Raw genomic sequence first — 16,202 nt, 5'->3', positions numbered from 1 at the left:
TTACTTTATCTCTATTTCAACACCTGTACCCACAGGACTTGCTCCAGGCCCCCAAGGAAGATTTACTTTAAACCCACTTGAACTTACCTTAACAGTTCCACCGGCTTGTCCAAGTGAAGCTGAACCTCCAATATGCAAATCATGATCTGTAAATGGTATAGGTATATCAATACCCGCTTCATATTTTGCTAAAGAAGCTTCTGCACCAAGTTCAAATCCATTTTTATCTATTTTAGCAGAAACTTCTGCATTCGCCATACTTAAACTAGCTTCTCCTTTTAATTTTCTTCCATTAACATCTACTCCACCTTCAATACCTACTTTAACAGTATTATATGAAGCACTTCCACCAGCAATTGCTCCAGCTTTCAATTCACCACCTATAGCTTTAGCATATAATGGACCACTTTCATGGTTATATAAATATTGTTCATTAGACTTCGTACTTAGCACATCAGTTATTGATTGTAAATTAACTTTATTAATAATCCATCCAGCAGCGCCTAATCCAGCTGCACCTAATCCAGTAACACCTAATCCAGTAGCACCTAATCCAGTAGCACCTAATCCAGTAGCACCTAATCCAGTAGCACCTAATCCAGTAGCACCTAATCCAGTAGCACCTAATCCAGTAGCACCTAATCCAGTAGCACCTAATCCAGTAGCACCTAATCCAGTAGCACCTAATCCAGTAGCACCTAATCCAGTAGCACCTAATCCAGTAGCACCTAATCCAGTAGCACCTAATCCAGTAGCACCTAATCCAGTAGCACCTAATCCAGTAGCACCTAATCCAGTAGCACCTAATCCAGTAGCACCTAATCCAGTAGCACCTAATCCAGTAGCTGTTTCCATTACCACTTTTGAATCCATCAAAAACCAATCATTTTTAACAGCTTCTTTTTCAATTTGAACAGCATGAACTTTATCTTCTGATTTTTTTTGAATAGCTACTGTCCATTCCATATTTAATTCTTTCACACTAAATATCCCTGTTAAAGCATTAAACCCTTTCCCACTCTGAACTTCCGCAAGACCTGCAGCAATACTAGTTGCTAATTGAAGTGCTGTACTATAGTTATTACTAGAGTTCTGATTGAATTGATACAAATGATCCAGCTTTTCTTGCAGTTTTTGCCTCATAACAATAAAAAGATTTACCATGGCATCCATACCCGGCATTGGCATAGCTTGATTGACAGCTTCCATACTTGTTTTCATTCGGTCAATTTCCCGAATTTGTTCTAATATCTCTTGTTCAATTACATCTGTGGAAGCGACTTGTGATTGAAATTGACTTGGAAAAGCACCATTCTGACGGATTAATTCTTCACACAAATAAATGATTCCTTGTGCCAAAGGTCGAAAAGTTTGTACAAAAAATGCTTTTGCACTGCTATATGTTTGCCCCTGTAACACAGTATCAGTTGCAAAAGCATCAATCGACTGAATTGCTTGTTCCATACCTTGAATGGTGGCCGTACATACAGCATTCATACTTTGAGTTTGGTTTTGTACTTCTCCCAAATACATATTTAAACTCATGAATTAGCCTCCTTTACTAATTGTTGTTGCTGATATGAAAGATTATTTTCTAAATCACTAAGATCTCGTCTCTCTTTAAACAATGTTTCTTTTTGGCTTTCCAATTCAAATGTAAGTTTTCGTTCGATGTATTGTGCTTCTTGACGAATATCCATAAAAAACAATGACATTTCTCTATCTTTATGCCAAGTTCCTAAAATACGATCAAACAAACGATGGTTTTGATTCTTCCATACATGAAAATCTTCTTCTACTTTTTCCTGTTTTTGAATCGCAGATTGATTTCGGTCTTGTTCTTCAAATACACTTCGTAACTTTTGATTTACTTGATTAATTTGTTTTTCAATATGTTGACTCATCTTTTTCCTCCTACTATTTTACTTTACGTAGGTTGTCACATTAGCGAAAAGTGTTGTGAAGTTCATTATCCATTCTCTCAAATTCATTAGATACCGAATGAATATTATCAACCGCTTGTTGAAAGGCAGCGGAAAATTGTTTCGTCAAGTCTAAAACTTGCTGATTCGCTTCTTGTGCTTTGAAGTTAACAGATAATGTTGTACGCGTCGCTTTTGTTATGGAACGACTTGTTGCACTTTGAATCCTATCAGAGGCTGATCCCATTTTCGTAGCAATTTGCGTTGCTGTTTGTAAATTACTTTGAAATTGTCCCATTCTTTCAAACCCTTTCTATAAGTTTTCCAAATGCATCAAAGAAATCTCATTAAATATATATCCCTATCAATATCACTCGCTCTAGGCATGCAATCAAATGAGCCATACAATATAAGCTGTATGGCTCATTTAAAATGCTTGTTATATAGAGTATGACAATTTTTATTTCAAACCGAAATTACGTGATAATTCTTCATCATGAGAAGCAACAGCCTCTGCAGTTTTATTCAGCTGCATATTAATTTCTTGTAATAGCTGTGCAAAGTTTTGTACCTTTGGCTTTAATTGATTGAACTGTTGGTCAAAACCTTCAAAAGCACGACCTTCCCATTCTCCTCTTAATTCATTTTGTAAGTTTTGTAGTTGACTTAAAATGTCCTCAATTTGATTTGCACCTTGTCCATATCGTGCCGCTTTCGATTTAAGCTCCTCTGGTGACATACGAATTTGTCCAGCCATTTTCATTTCCCCTTTAATACATAATGAGCAAAATATATATTGGTTAATTTTACTAAACATATTATAATCTATTATTCTGAACTTTTAAACGTTTTATCTTTCTATTGAATATTAGAATATGAATATTCAATTCTAATCATTAAATATCCTAATTTTTCTTGCTTTACAAGATTTCATGCGAAAAAGACCACCAAAAGGCAGTCTCAAAACTCAATCCTATTCCCCATCCCGCACTCCACCGCATTCCCATACAAATAATTCGCAACGATAATATCTACTACAGCCAAACTAACTGATTTGAAAATAGTAATCTCTTCATCATTTTCGTGACCAGCTTTTCCCCCTTATAATTTAACCAATTTCGGCGTGGAGATTGCTAGTTTTATCAAAATTTGAAAATCACCTGTTTCTAGATCCTATTCAATTAAGCAATCCTACAAATGTATAATCAGGATTAATGTATTCTTCTGGATAAAAACAGCCAATATAGTCATACATCACAAGTTCTTTAACCCTAAGTTTTTGTTTTCTTCCATAGTTATTTATCTGAATTCAGCTCGTTTTTTTGTTTTGGGTGAAAAAATTTTTTAACTTGATAGCAATGTGGTGCTGCCCCATCGCTATCAAGCTAACAAAACAAAATACCCCCTAAAACGAAAAAGAGATGAAAAAAATAATAAAAAGCTTATCATTATGTGCTAAAAGATAAGCTTTTTTGTCTATACTTATTGAATTTTATTGGATTTATTCCATGCTAATATAGTAATAAAATATTGAATACCAAACAAAATAGTAACAAGTAGAATGAATTTTATACATACTAAGATCCATCCAACAATATCTTGAGGTAATTGATTATGATATGTAGTGTATGCTACACCAGAAAAAGATAAAATAAGGGTATAAGATAATTTATCTTTTAATTTTCGTTTTAATTTTTCCTTGTTATCGATTTCTGGTTCGTAAACACCAGCTAAAATGGATCTAATAAAGAAGAATACCATATAACAGATAATGATACCAAGTGCTGTAGCCCATTCTAGAAACGGTCTTTGTAAGTATACGCCCCTTATTATTAAATCAATGAAGGCTAGCAATAAAACCACAATTCCAGATTGGGCCCAAATTTTCATTTCAATTTGCTGAATTCTTTCATCTGAATGTGTACTGAGTGAAAACAAATTTTTTAGTTTTTCCATTCTATTTTTCCTCCCAAAATAATTCATCTAAAGTTTTATCGAGTGATTTAGCTATATCAATGCAAAGCTTTAAAGATGGATTATATTTATTAAGTTCAATAAGACCAATGGTTTGTCGAGTAACATTTACAAGCACAGCTAATTCTTGTTGAGTTAGCCCCTTTTCTGTTCTTGCAATTTTTATTTTGCTTACTGACATTAAATACACCCCGTTTGTAAAGATAATCTTTATACTTCCCATCCTATATTCTATATATTAAATTATAAGTAACATTAATGCAATATATATTTTGCATTAAGACGTATATAGATTGCGTTCATCTTTTCTTTTTTTCCATTTCTATTATTTTTGTCTCTAAAACTATCTCACAAATATAAAAATACGCTATGCTTTCTGTAGAATCATTGGAAAGGATGGCGTTTTTGTATGTCTATTTCTGTCTCTGATGAATTACAACTATTTGCTCAAGAAGTTCAAAGCTTCTTATCTCCAAATATCTTACGAAATCTTGCTAGAGATGTTGGTTTTGTGCAACGAACCAGTAAGTACCAAGCAAAAGATTTAGTTGCTTTATGTGTATGGATGAGTCAAAATGTCGCTAAAACCTCTTTAACTCAGTTATGTAGCTGTTTAGAAGCATCAACAGAATTACTTATCAGTCCGGAAGGACTGAATCAACGATTTAATGCCACAGCCGTGCAATTTCTACAACAATTGTTAGCCGAACTTCTCAATCAAAAGTTATCTTCAACTAAGCTGATTTCTTCTCCATACACCTCTATTTTCAAACGTATCCGTATTTTAGATTCAACTGCATTCAACTTCCCGATGTATTTTCATCTGTTTATCCAGGTGCAGGAGGATGCAGCCATACAGCGGGGGTGAAGATTCAACTTGAATATGATTTATTAAGTGGACAGTTCCTACATATTCATACAGGTTCGGGGAAACAACATGATCGGACCTACGGTTCTCTGTGTGCCCCAACTGTGGCAGCGAATGATTTATGTATTCGAGATTTAGGTTATTTTCATTTGAAAGACCTTCAATATATACAAGATAAAAAGGCTTACTATATCTCTCGTATTAAGTCAAATACACGTATTTATCAAAAAAATTCCACCCCTGATTATTTTCAAGATGGAAGAATCAAAAAAGGGACAGAGTATATACAGATAGATATGGAGGTCTTAATGAACTCTCTTCAGCCAGGACAAACATGTGAAATATTCGACGATTTTGTAGGAATGACTGATAAAGTCCCAACTCGCGTGATTGTTCATCGGCTAACAAAAGAACAACAACAAAAACGATTACAAGATCAAACTGTAAGAGAAAAAAAGAAAGGAATGAAGTATTCTCCTCGTAGTAAACGACTCAGTGGTATCAATGTATATATGACAAACACCCCTACAGATATTGTCCCAATGGGACAAGTACATGATTGGTATTCTTTACGTTGGCAAATTGAAATTTTATTTAAAACGTGGAAATCATTCTTTCACATTCATCATTGCAAAAAAATAAAACGAGAACGATTGGAATGCCATTTGTATGGACAATTGATTGCCATTCTACTCTGTTCCTCTATTATGTTTCAAATGCGGAAATTACTTCTCACAAAGAAGAAACAAGAGCTGAGTGAATATAAAGCCATATATATGATTAAAGATTATTTTTCTCTTCTGTTTCGATCCATACAAAAAGACACCCAAAGGTGCCTTCCGCCGACTTGAACCATCTTAATTTTATTGTGTTGTTATTATATAAGAAAAGAAGACATCGCTTAAGATGTCTTCTTTTACTTGTACACTTGGTGTTAAGAAGGTATTTATTGCTTAAAAACCATAAAAAAATATAACAATCATCGAGTAAACCTATTATAGCATCAATAAATAGAGTTTTTATATGCATTTTTACATATATATAGATTTATTTATGTTTTATCTATATAGTTAAATTGTCTGTTTCTTGTTTTAATTCGTTTGTTTATTTTGAGTGCTCCAGCAATGGAGCCTTTTTTTATGCAATAAAACATTTTCTTAGCATTACTTAGTTGATCTATATTAACTTTACCCTCTTAAATTATATCTATATTTTACCAAATGATTATATAGATAACCAGTTTTTTCTAATAATCTATTGGATTGATAATTTTATTGTTAGTTGTTAATACTTATAAGAAAATTCATCATGCAATGAAAATTAAGAAATCAAGAATTATAAAAAACTTATAGTATCTTTTGGAAAATCATATTTAAAATTTGTATATTAATATGTTATAATTTAATTTCTAAAACTACCAAAAAAGGACTGCCAGTAATGGTGGTCCTTTTTTATATTGGTGAGATTGTACTAGGTTGAGCAAAAAAATGGAACCAAAAAAGTTATTTCTAATGAGGATAGCCTTCTTATGATGAAGTTTCATTCAGTGGATCTGCAAGCAAACATAAAAGAAGGAAAAAATTACGATTTTACTTTACGTGGATATAGAGTACCTATACTTTCATGGTTTCCAAATTTAGATGGTGCCGAACCACAAAATTAGCACTATTCTTTAATAAAAAATCCTATTCATTTTTTAATGAGTAGGATTTTTTATTAAAGAGCTATTTCGTATTAATTTGTGCCATCATTTAATATGCTATTTTTAAATGTTTTCCAAATTTGATAACTTATTATCTAAATTTCCAAATTCTATACAGCACTATCAATTAAACAACTATTAAATATATCTTCTATCTAAAACATCGTATTATCATTAGCTGCTTCACTTGGAATCTCTTGAATTACATCCCAGTGTTCAACAATCTTTCCATCCTTGATACGAAATATATCCACTATAGCAACTCCCTTATCTTGAGAATTAGTACGAGAATGTACATGAAGAGCAACTGTATCCCCTTCAGCTACTACACGTTTAATCTCTGCAGAGGAATTAGGATTTTTAACAAAATCATCCTTAAAGAAATCCATGAAGGCTTTTCGTCCATCAGCAACAAAAGGATTATGTTGCTTATAATCTTCGCTAACATATTTAGGGATAATATCGATATTATGTTTGTTAAAAACTTCATTATAGAAATCAACTACCATCTTTTTATTCTTTTCATTTTCTTTCACTTCTTTTGATACAGAAGCAACATTCTCGCTCTTTATTGAGTTTCCTTTGTTATTACCGGTGGAAGCTTGATATACCAAAGTCGAAACTACTCCTAAAATAAATACAGAAATAATTGTTATGATTAAACTTTTCTCTAATTTCATATATACCTACCTCTTCTACTTAAATAAGTTTTCTTCTATAAAAAGTTTGAAGAAGGAGAAACCTTCCCAAAAATGTAATGTCAGGGGTAATGTTAGGAATTTCATTTATCCTAACCTCCCCCTATACAAGGCATATTAGAAACGATTAACTCTAACTTAATACCTCATTAACAGTTGCACTGTCCACAATTTGAATAAACTTCTTAACCTTATCGTTCTCATCAAACTTATAAAGGTGACAAAAATCTGCTATGAACGATTTCCCTGTAGCTTTATATGTCCCACTATATTTTCCATACACGATAACAGTATTGTTATTAAAAGCATAAATTTCATCTTTAGCGCTATAGTCATCCCATTCTGTGCCAAGACGTTCATGTACGTTTTTCACTACTTCATCTGGACCTATATAAGTACCTGCATATGGAAACCCAGCAGCTTCTGTCCAAGATACATTTTCACTTAAATACGTTTTGAACGTATCCAATTTCCCTTCGCCAGTTAACACATACGTTTCATGTAATAGTTTTTGATATTTATTCATATCATTAACCCCAAGGCATTTCTTTTGTTACAACTTTTGCACTTAATTCTAATACACCTTTATTTGCATAGCCTGGATATGCTACTTCAAGTTTTGCCACAAAATCTTTTGAAGTTCCACTTTCCTCAGAAGCTTGAACCGCCGTTCTTAGATAATCCATTGTCGCAGTAAGTGCTTGATTATTTAGGGATTTTTCGATTGATCCATGGCTAGGCACAATTATGTCAGCATGTAATGCTTGTAATACTTTCAAGTTCTCAATCCATGCCTCCATAGCCGCTTTTGAGCTAGTATCCGCTAAGAATACATGTATTTCGTTAAATACATCGATACCACCAATTAATACTTTTAGTTCTTTATTAAATAGGCTAGTTCTGTAATGATCTAAGCCTACTAGTTCAAATGTTAACCCCTGAAAATCAATCGCTTTTTCTTTAAATACTTGAGGTAATACCACGTTACTTGGTGCATTTTCTCCAAGGGCGTCTTTCCAAACTTTTAATTTCCCTAAGACAGAATGAACGATATGTTCAACAGTAGACTCTGTTGCATACGCTATAGCTTCTGGGTAAACGGCTTTAATGCTCTCTAATCCAAAGTAGTAGTCTGGATCCCCATGAATAATAAAGATTTTATCTAAAGATAAGTTATTTTTTTTCAGATACTCAACAATTTCTTTCGAATCAGACTGAGTAAATTTTGAGTTTATTAAAAATGCATGTCCTGCTTTCTCAACTAATGTTGCTGTGACCATAAAGCTTTTTTCGTCCGAACTAAACACCGTTAATTTCACATCTTTTTGATTTGTATCGATTGTTGTAAACATAGTATGTTATTCTCCTTTTGTTAAAGTTATGAACTAATTATCATATTTTTATCTTGTTCCGATAAAGTGAAACTTTAATCAGTGGGGGTTTTGTTCATCCCCCACTGATTATTAGCCCACACCAATCGGACTTTTACGGACAGTTGATCCCCCACCTAACTTCTTTGCTTCCACTGAATTTTGAGGTGGGGGTCTTACTGCCCGTTAAAGCGGGATAAAATCTCCCACTCCCATTTATCTGAAAGTGTAATAGTACTGGCGAATATTCCGGAGATAAATGTCAGGTGGCTTAAGATAACATGTTTGCTACTATATCCTAAATTTTCTTAATATAAATTTTTAAAACGCGCTTCAATTTTATCCGGCGTCATTACGCCACCACCAATAGGAATAATTTGATTATCCTTTTGTAAAAGTAAGGAAGGATAGCTATTAACACCAAGCTGTCGAACTTTATTGAAATCATTTTGGACATCTATTATTGTTTCTTGAGCGTTTAAACGTTCTAATACTTGTTCAGGGTCCAAACCATGCTCGATTGCAATTTTGCGATATGTTTCTGGATCACTCAGACTTTGGCCCTCATAATAAAACGCTTTTTGCATAGCCGAAGTGAATTCTAATAAACGGTCTGGCGCTAATGAGCGTAAAGCTGAAAAACCAATTGCAGCATCTTTCGAATTCATTTTAAAAGTCCCTTCCTCCACCAATTTTTGATAGGAAGGACCAAATTCAGCACCTGTAAGTTGATTAATTCTTTTATTTCCTTCTTCTATATATGAAAAGTTTTTCATTGGTAAATTATCTAAAAATAACCCTCCACATAAAACCGTTAATGGCACTTCAGTGTGTTTTTTGTAAAATCCTTTAATACTTTCTGAAAAACCATAGCACCATCCACAATATGCATCCCATACGTAAATAAGGTTATCTTGTTTCGTCTCCATTTAAATCTCCTACCTTTTTTTTTATTATCCAGCTCAACTAAATTTTTGATTTATATAAGTACATCTTTTTATACCTTGTTCTTTTTTTAGATACCTTACTATATTTCCCCAAAACTAATATTTCCAAAGAAAGATCCACCAAGGTTTTTAACAAAAGATAACGTTGCACCTTATTGCCCCGTAACAGAAAATACTAAAGCTTGGAATATGCATTGATTTGAATGTGTTAGTAACTTTCTACACCGGGTAGCAACGTATGGACCACCATCCTTAATTAAATATATAAATTATATTTTTAGCAGATATTAGTTGTAACTAAATTGATTACATCTTTATGTAACTATTTTAGTTACAACTAATATAGAAGTCAATTCTTTTTTTCGAAAACATTAAATTTCTACATTATAACGAAATTCTGTGTTAACTTGTAAAAAAAAAGAGGAGCCATCTCCTCTTCATAAATAAACACTATTTAATTTGTTCCTTATACTCATGGTTAACAACTACATACCACTTTCCTGTATCAAATTTTTCTTTATTAATCACGTAAACTTTATTTTGTCTCTTTACCTCCCCTGGTTTTAATTCCTTAGTAATACTAGAGGTCTCACCTTTTTCAACCGCATAACTACTAGCTGCTAACACATCACTTTGATAAGCATTATCATTTTCATCCACTAAATCCACTGATGGTAAAACGGCTAATTTCATCGGTTCGTTTGTGATATTTTTCCCTTCTGCTTCTACAACAATAAAGACATGTCCATCTTCAGGTTTTTGGAATCCTATACTCTCTTTACCAACCTTATCTCTTTCTACAACTCTTTTTACAGTTACATCAAATTTAGGTGTATGAAAATCCTTGTTTACAGCATACTCTTTTTCTTTTATTTTTGATTTCTCTTTTGTTTGTTCTGTATTTTTCTGCTTTGTATTCTCTTTCGTTTTCGCCTCATCAGTTGTTTGCACTTTCTTTTCTTCTTGTTTAGAATTGGTTTCTTTAGATTCTGAAGAAGTTTTGTCGGATGTATTGCCGCAACCAGATAAATTGAATACTAAAGCGCCACCTAAAATACATGTAGTAAATTTTTTCAACATCTCTTTTTATCCCCCAATAACACGATATGTAAATTTCTTACTTATCATAGCAAAAAATATGATCTTAAATTGTTGTATCTTGTCGAATGATTAAGAATAATCAAGTTACTCCACGTCCTCTTTTATTATAAAGGTAAATATAACGTCTATAAAACCTGCTATAATAGGTTTTTACACCCTTAGCATACAATTTTTCACTTTCGGTAATGTGCCCCCTATTTGAAAGGTAATTGAAATATTAAGACCAACTGATAGAGGTGTTTATGTGGAATTATTTGAGTATTATAAAAAAAAGGGAAAGTTGAAGTGTTTAATTGGAACTGGGCTTTTTCTTTATGGATTAATTGGTATGTATAATACTTGGGGTAATATTAATTGGGGACCAGTAATCTTAATTATTATAGCTTCTCTTGTATTTTTTAGTATTGGATTTTGGCAATTAAGAAAAGGAAATTTACTAGAAAAAAATATAATTAAAAATGATTTAACATTTTGGGATATTGATACTTATGTTTTGTTAGAATTACCCGGCAATAATAAACATTTAGGTTTATATACTCCTGATGGAAGATATGTAGCAGGAACAAAGATGATTTCTTCAACATTACCTATTTTAAAAAATAAAGAAGTTTTTGGATTGGAAGCAAGTGATGGAGAAATCCTTGCATATTTTCAAAGTGAAGTTGAAAATTATGATTGGGCTATTTATGATTCGAATTATAATTGTGTAGGTATGTTTAAAGAAAATATGATACAAGGATTTGGAATGGTACGTGGTTCTTTGATGAATGAAAAAGAGATAAAAATTTCTGAGATAGAAGTGGAATTTGATTTTTTCGAAACGTCTTTTCGTACAATGGATGATCGTATATTAATAAACTGCAAGAGGGGATATATGCCTTTAGAATGGAGTGAAAGATTTGGCTTAAATGTACCGATTATTAGATTAGGTAATAATATTTCTAATGCTGAAAAAATATTTGGTTTAGGTATTCTTCTTTATATTTTAGAAACAATTAAAGTAAGAAAAAGTAGGATTTTTAATGATTAGAATTAAATATTTATATTATAAAATTTATTGAATCTTTTATTAGGGATTACATCGCTGAAAGTAAAATATTGTATACTTCGGAATTACTTTACGTTCACTTCTTGGAATTGATGAGCATTTGTTATGCTAGAACCAACTGGAAATGGAAACGGCAAGCGAGTATACTCCGCTTGCCGTTTTTTCATAGCTTCGTATGTATTTGAATTCCTTTCGCTTTCTCTTCTTCACCCTTCACACGTACAATTAAATCATATGATCCGGATTTTGGCGCTTCAAAAGAAAGCAAACCTTCTTTTTGAGAAGTGACTTCTTCTTCATAAATGACCTTATCATCTTTTGTGACTTGCAATAAAATCGTACCTTCTTCAACTGCTGCCTCATAAGGAATTTCCACATTTCCTTTTTCAGCTTTAAGCGTTTGTACATCGTAATACCCCTGCAAAGAACCAATTGTTAAAGTCGTTTCGCCATTTTTTTGAACCTTTGTGACTTTTGTTGCTGTATTACATGCGCTTAACAATACAACAAGAGTGAAAATGAGAAATGAACGAAGCAATTTCATAGAGAGTCCCCCTTCCATTAAATATATTAAGGATAAAATATACAATCTAACATATCATTACAATTATAGTTGAAAAATAAGGAAAATTATATAACAGGAAATGCAACTATAAACAATCACTGACCATTAGTCTACAACCAATCCCACACCCCAACGCAAAAGAAAAAAGCACCAGGTCCCCCTAGTGCTCTCCCTCTAAAACAAATGACAAGCCACCTGATGCCCCTTCGCAATCTCAACCATCTTCGGTACTTCCTGCGCGCATTTTTCAGTGGCGAATTTGCATCGCGTTCTGAATTTGCAGCCGGATGGTGAGTTTAGTGGGCTTGGTACTTCTCCCTCTAGGATGATCCGTTCTTTTCCTATGTTTGTTGGATCTGGTTCTGGCATGGATGAGAGTAGTGCTTGTGTGTATGGATGTGCCGGGTTTGTGTATAGGTCTTCGCTGTCGGCAATTTCTACTATGTTTCCTAAGTACATGACTCCGATGCGGTCTGATATGTGCCTTACCATCGATAGGTCATGTGCGATGAATAAGTATGTGACGCCTGTTTCTTCTTGGATGTCTTGCAGCATGTTTACGACTTGTGCTTGGACTGAGACATCGAGTGCTGAGATTGGTTCGTCACATAGGATAAAGTCTGGTTTTACAGATAGTGCGCGCGCGATGCTGATGCGCTGTCTTTGACCTCCGCTAAATTCGTGCGGATAGCGGTATAAGTGTTCTTCTTTTAGGCCTACTTTTTTCAGAAGGTCTAAAATGATTTCTTTTTGTTCTTCTTTTTCATAAGATCCGTGAATATTCATCGGTTCGCTAATAATTTGGAATACATTCATTGCCGGGTTTAATGATGCGTATGGATCTTGGAAAATAATTTGCATTCTTTTTCGATATTCTTTTAGTTCACTTTCTTTTAAACTTGCGATATCTTTTCCGTCGAATAAAACGTTACCTGAAGTGACATCGTGTAAACGAATGATGCTTCTTCCTGTCGTTGATTTTCCGCAACCTGATTCTCCTACTAATCCGAATGTTTCACCTTTTTTAATGGTGAAGCTAAGGTCATCAACTGCTTTTAATTGCTCTGTTTTCCTGCCAAATAGTCCTTTTTTAATAGGAAAATACTTTTTTAAGTTCCGAACTTCAATTAAGTTTTCTTCATGCATGTGAATCACCTACTGTCTTATCGTTTAACCAGCACATGGAACGTCTTTCGTTTCCGATTTCAAAATATGGCGGACGTTCTTTTTCACAAATGTCCATCGCATGCGGGCAACGCTCTGCGAATGGGCAACCTTGTGGCGGGTTTAATAAGTTTGGCGTTACACCTTGAATAGGAGCGAGTCTTTCTTTTACGCCGTTCGCTATTTTTGGCAAAGAGTTTAATAGCCCTTTCGTATATGGATGATTCGGCGATTGGAAAATATCAAGTACAGGTCCTTCTTCCATAATAAGCCCGCCGTACATAACGATAACGCGCGTACAGTTTTGCGCGACGATTCCTAAGTCATGCGTAATAAGAAGTAACGCCATATTCGTTTCGTTCTTTAAGTTTTTCATTAAATCTAGTATTTGTGCTTGTATCGTTACATCAAGTGCAGTCGTCGGCTCGTCCGCAATAAGAAGGTCAGGGTTGCAAGACATCGCCATTGCGATCATAACTCGCTGCTTCATACCACCGCTTAGTTCATGCGGATATTGTTTTACCCTTTCTTCTGGCGACGAAAGGCCGACTTGTTTTAACAAGTTAATCGCGATTTGCTCTGCTTCTTTCTTTTTCACTTTTTGATGACGTATAATTACTTCCATCATTTGTTTCCCAATTTTCACGACCGGATTCAGCGCTGACATTGGGTCTTGAGAGATAAGTGAAATTTGATTTCCTCTAATAGAACGTAATTCTTTTTCAGATTTAGAAAGTATGTTTTCATTATGAAAAAGGATTTCCCCTTCTTTCACTTTTCCTGGTGACATAACGAGAGACATAACAGACTTCGCCATTACACTCTTTCCGCTTCCAGATTCCCCAACGATACCGACTACTTCTCCTTTATTTAAGCGAAATGTAACGCCGCGAACCGCTTCAACTTCGCCACTTTCTATGAAAAAAGAAGTCTTTAAATTTTTCACTTCTAGTAGTTTTTCAGACACGCTTCTCACTCCTTTCACTTAACACTTTAGTTTTCATGTCCGGCTCCTTTTGGTGCGAAAGCTTTCTTCAATGCTTCACCAATTACGTTAAAACTAAGTACCGTTAAAAGGATAAGAAATCCTGGGAAGAGCGTTAAATACCAAGCTTCACCAATATATCCTTGCGCATTGTTTAGCATGCTGCCCCAAGAAGAATCTGGTTCTCTAATACCTAAACCTAGGAAACTAAGTGATGATTCCATTAAAATTGATGTCGCAATCGTTAATGTCGCGGCGATAATAATGGTTGATAAAATGTTAGGAATGATATGTCTTACAATAATCATAAGTGACTTTTGTCCTGATACTTTTGCGTATAAAACGTACTCACGCTCTTTTACAGATAACGTTTCTGCCCTTACGATACGGGCGGTGTCCATCCATGTTAGTAATCCGATAATAAGAACTAGCGTCGTAATTCCTGGTTTTAAATACGCATTTAATAGTAGCATTAAAAAGAATGATGGAATTGACATAAGCACTTCAACAACTCGCATTAAAAAGTTGTCTAACTTTCCGCCAAAATACCCGCTAATTGTTCCAACTGCAGTACCGATTGTAATAGAAACAACCATCGCAAGGAAACCGACCGCAAGCGAAACTCGTCCGCCATATAACGCTCTCGTTAAGTAATCCCTTCCGTAATCATCCGTTCCGAAAGGATGACTCATACTCGGTTCTTGTAAGCGATCTGGAATCGACATTTTGCTAGGATCGTACGGCGATACGAATGCGAAAATTGATGCGACCGTTAAAACCGCAAGTATAATAACTCCCATTGCAACAAACTTATTTTTCGTAAAGCTATGTTTTATCGTTTGAAATCTCCTATTATTCATTCCAAATCACCCCCTCATTCGAATGCGCGGATCTACTACGCCATATAAAATATCAGCAATTAAGTTACCGAGAATTAACATGAATGATGATAGTAATGTAATTGCCATGATAATCGGATAATCAAATCTAAAAATAGCATTTACCCCAAGTGAACCAAGTCCTGGCCATGAAAATACTGTTTCCGTAATAAATGCTCCACCTACTAAACTTGGAATCGATAATCCGAAAATTGTAATGATCGGTATTAGTACATTTCGAAGTACGTGATTAAATAACACTGTTTTCTTTGAAGCGCCGTACGCATATTGAATTTGTACATATTCTTCTTCTAATTGCTGAATCGTACTTGAACGAATATATCTCATATAAACAGATACGTTTTGGAACGCTAACACCATGCAAGGTAAAATGCCGTGTTGCACAATATCCCAGACAGAGTCTTTACCAACGGTGCGCATACCCATACTCGGAAGTAGGTTCAATTTTAAAGAGAATAAGTAGACTAATAGTAGTGCAAACCAGAAAACCGGCATAGAAATACCAACGTATGAAATAAAGTTTACAATGCGGTCAAAGAATGAATTCTTTTTCACACCTGTAAATAGTCCAAGCGGTATTGCGATTACGAATGAGACGAGTAAAGATGATCCCATTAACCCAATTGTTGCAGGTAATCTTTCTGTGATAAGTTCCAAAACAGGACGATGATTTTGAAGTGAGTAACCAAAGTTTCCTGTTAAAATGTTTTTTAACCATAAAAAATACTGCACGTAAATTGGTTGATCTAGTCCTAAACTTTTGCGAATACGCTCCACATCAATTGGACTCATATTTGGCGTTACAAAGTTTCGAACCGGATCCCCCGGTGCTAGTTTTATTAATAGAAAAGAAATAATAGAAATAACAAATAAAAGCGGAATTGCATTTAAAAGCCTCTTCGCAATTACTTTATACACAAACTTCCCCCCTCAAGCTAAAGAAGCTGATTTCCACCAGC

At 34.2% G+C, this 16,202-nt stretch carries 18 protein-coding genes and 3 pseudogenes; 3 read left to right on the top strand and 18 right to left on the bottom strand.

The features are described from left to right. From ACTL4X_RS04800 to ACTL4X_RS04765, 8 genes and pseudogenes are all read right to left on the bottom strand, one after another. Positions 1-1,545 (bottom strand): T7SS effector LXG polymorphic toxin, encoded by a 1,545-nt coding sequence (locus ACTL4X_RS04800; protein ID WP_441394990.1) that lies wholly within the window; start codon positions 1,543-1,545, stop codon positions 1-3. Beyond that, positions 1,542-1,904 (bottom strand): DUF3958 family protein, encoded by a 363-nt coding sequence (locus ACTL4X_RS04795; protein WP_441394989.1) that lies wholly within the window; start codon positions 1,902-1,904, stop codon positions 1,542-1,544. Before ACTL4X_RS04795 ends, ACTL4X_RS04800 begins: the two co-directional genes overlap by 4 nt. Positions 1,905-1,944: 40 nt before the next feature. Then, the gene (locus ACTL4X_RS04790) at positions 1,945-2,220 is read right to left on the bottom strand and encodes a TIGR04197 family type VII secretion effector (RefSeq protein WP_000529667.1); all 276 of its coding nucleotides are present in this window, start codon (positions 2,218-2,220) and stop codon (positions 1,945-1,947) included. A gap of 162 nt (positions 2,221-2,382) precedes the next feature. After that, a complete protein-coding gene (locus ACTL4X_RS04785) occupies positions 2,383-2,679 on the bottom strand; it encodes a WXG100 family type VII secretion target (RefSeq protein WP_000918591.1) in 297 nt (98 codons plus the stop codon). A gap of 203 nt (positions 2,680-2,882) precedes the next feature. Then, positions 2,883-3,023 (bottom strand): annotated as a pseudogene (locus tag ACTL4X_RS04780) (ornithine cyclodeaminase family protein); the annotation flags it as partial. Between the two features lie 91 nt (positions 3,024-3,114). Further along, positions 3,115-3,231 (bottom strand): annotated as a pseudogene (locus tag ACTL4X_RS04775) (DUF4176 domain-containing protein); the annotation flags it as partial. Positions 3,232-3,404: 173 nt separating this feature from the next. Continuing rightward, positions 3,405-3,878, bottom strand: a complete 474-nt coding sequence (locus tag ACTL4X_RS04770; RefSeq protein WP_151639782.1) for a DUF6773 family protein — start codon at positions 3,876-3,878, stop codon at positions 3,405-3,407. A gap of 1 nt (position 3,879) precedes the next feature. Continuing rightward, complete coding sequence (locus ACTL4X_RS04765; RefSeq protein ID WP_000116561.1) at positions 3,880-4,077, bottom strand: helix-turn-helix transcriptional regulator; 198 nt, start codon at positions 4,075-4,077, stop codon at positions 3,880-3,882. 228 nt (positions 4,078-4,305) lie between these two features. Here ACTL4X_RS04765 and ACTL4X_RS04760 point away from each other — a divergent pair. Continuing rightward, a pseudogene (locus ACTL4X_RS04760) lies at positions 4,306-5,594 on the top strand (IS4 family transposase); the annotation flags it as partial. A gap of 698 nt (positions 5,595-6,292) precedes the next feature. Further along, positions 6,293-6,427, top strand: coding sequence for a hypothetical protein (locus ACTL4X_RS04755; protein ID WP_000975273.1), 135 nt, complete (start codon positions 6,293-6,295; stop codon positions 6,425-6,427). 194 nt (positions 6,428-6,621) lie between these two features. On the opposite strand, the gene ACTL4X_RS04750 is transcribed toward ACTL4X_RS04755, so the two are convergent. The 5 genes from ACTL4X_RS04750 to ACTL4X_RS04730 form a co-directional block, all read right to left on the bottom strand. Further along, a complete protein-coding gene (locus ACTL4X_RS04750; protein WP_000764211.1) occupies positions 6,622-7,146 on the bottom strand; it encodes a nuclear transport factor 2 family protein in 525 nt (174 codons plus the stop codon). A gap of 151 nt (positions 7,147-7,297) precedes the next feature. Further along, positions 7,298-7,690 carry a nuclear transport factor 2 family protein gene (locus ACTL4X_RS04745; RefSeq protein WP_001046381.1) on the bottom strand — a complete coding sequence of 131 codons (393 nt, stop codon included), beginning with the start codon at positions 7,688-7,690 and terminating at the stop codon, positions 7,298-7,300. 4 nt (positions 7,691-7,694) lie between these two features. Continuing rightward, complete coding sequence (locus tag ACTL4X_RS04740; RefSeq protein WP_000495451.1) at positions 7,695-8,516, bottom strand: hypothetical protein; 822 nt, start codon at positions 8,514-8,516, stop codon at positions 7,695-7,697. Positions 8,517-8,842: 326 nt separating this feature from the next. Next, positions 8,843-9,463 carry a DsbA family protein gene (locus ACTL4X_RS04735; RefSeq protein WP_017656894.1) on the bottom strand — a complete coding sequence of 207 codons (621 nt, stop codon included), beginning with the start codon at positions 9,461-9,463 and terminating at the stop codon, positions 8,843-8,845. A gap of 468 nt (positions 9,464-9,931) precedes the next feature. Further along, the gene (locus ACTL4X_RS04730; protein WP_048538044.1) at positions 9,932-10,561 is read right to left on the bottom strand and encodes a hypothetical protein; all 630 of its coding nucleotides are present in this window, start codon (positions 10,559-10,561) and stop codon (positions 9,932-9,934) included. A gap of 265 nt (positions 10,562-10,826) precedes the next feature. Here ACTL4X_RS04730 and ACTL4X_RS04725 point away from each other — a divergent pair, with 265 nt between their 5' ends. After that, the gene (locus ACTL4X_RS04725; RefSeq protein ID WP_071740892.1) at positions 10,827-11,612 is read left to right on the top strand and encodes an ABC transporter ATP-binding protein; all 786 of its coding nucleotides are present in this window, start codon (positions 10,827-10,829) and stop codon (positions 11,610-11,612) included. A 181-nt stretch (positions 11,613-11,793) separates the two neighbouring features. Here the strand turns inward: ACTL4X_RS04725 and ACTL4X_RS04720 are convergent, their stop codons facing one another. From ACTL4X_RS04720 to ACTL4X_RS04700, 5 genes are all read right to left on the bottom strand, one after another. Next, the gene (locus tag ACTL4X_RS04720; RefSeq protein ID WP_000771854.1) at positions 11,794-12,174 is read right to left on the bottom strand and encodes a BA_1872 family lipoprotein; all 381 of its coding nucleotides are present in this window, start codon (positions 12,172-12,174) and stop codon (positions 11,794-11,796) included. 195 nt (positions 12,175-12,369) lie between these two features. Further along, positions 12,370-13,341 (bottom strand): ABC transporter ATP-binding protein, encoded by a 972-nt coding sequence (locus tag ACTL4X_RS04715; RefSeq protein WP_048538046.1) that lies wholly within the window; start codon positions 13,339-13,341, stop codon positions 12,370-12,372. Beyond that, positions 13,334-14,326, bottom strand: coding sequence for an ABC transporter ATP-binding protein (locus ACTL4X_RS04710; RefSeq protein WP_001291146.1), 993 nt, complete (start codon positions 14,324-14,326; stop codon positions 13,334-13,336). Before ACTL4X_RS04710 ends, ACTL4X_RS04715 begins: the two co-directional genes overlap by 8 nt. Positions 14,327-14,352: 26 nt before the next feature. Then, positions 14,353-15,204, bottom strand: a complete 852-nt coding sequence (locus tag ACTL4X_RS04705; protein ID WP_001065285.1) for an ABC transporter permease — start codon at positions 15,202-15,204, stop codon at positions 14,353-14,355. Positions 15,205-15,210: 6 nt separating this feature from the next. Next, positions 15,211-16,161, bottom strand: a complete 951-nt coding sequence (locus ACTL4X_RS04700; RefSeq protein WP_000278778.1) for an ABC transporter permease — start codon at positions 16,159-16,161, stop codon at positions 15,211-15,213. Between the last annotated feature and the right edge of the window lie 41 nt (positions 16,162-16,202).

It is taken from the genome of Bacillus sp. RE35 (genome assembly GCF_052146655.1).
In the GTDB taxonomy this organism is placed as follows: domain Bacteria; phylum Bacillota; class Bacilli; order Bacillales; family Bacillaceae_G; genus Bacillus_A; species Bacillus_A cereus.
The sequence above is the reverse complement of the archived record's forward strand: the minus strand, read 5'-3'. Positions and strand labels throughout refer to the sequence as shown.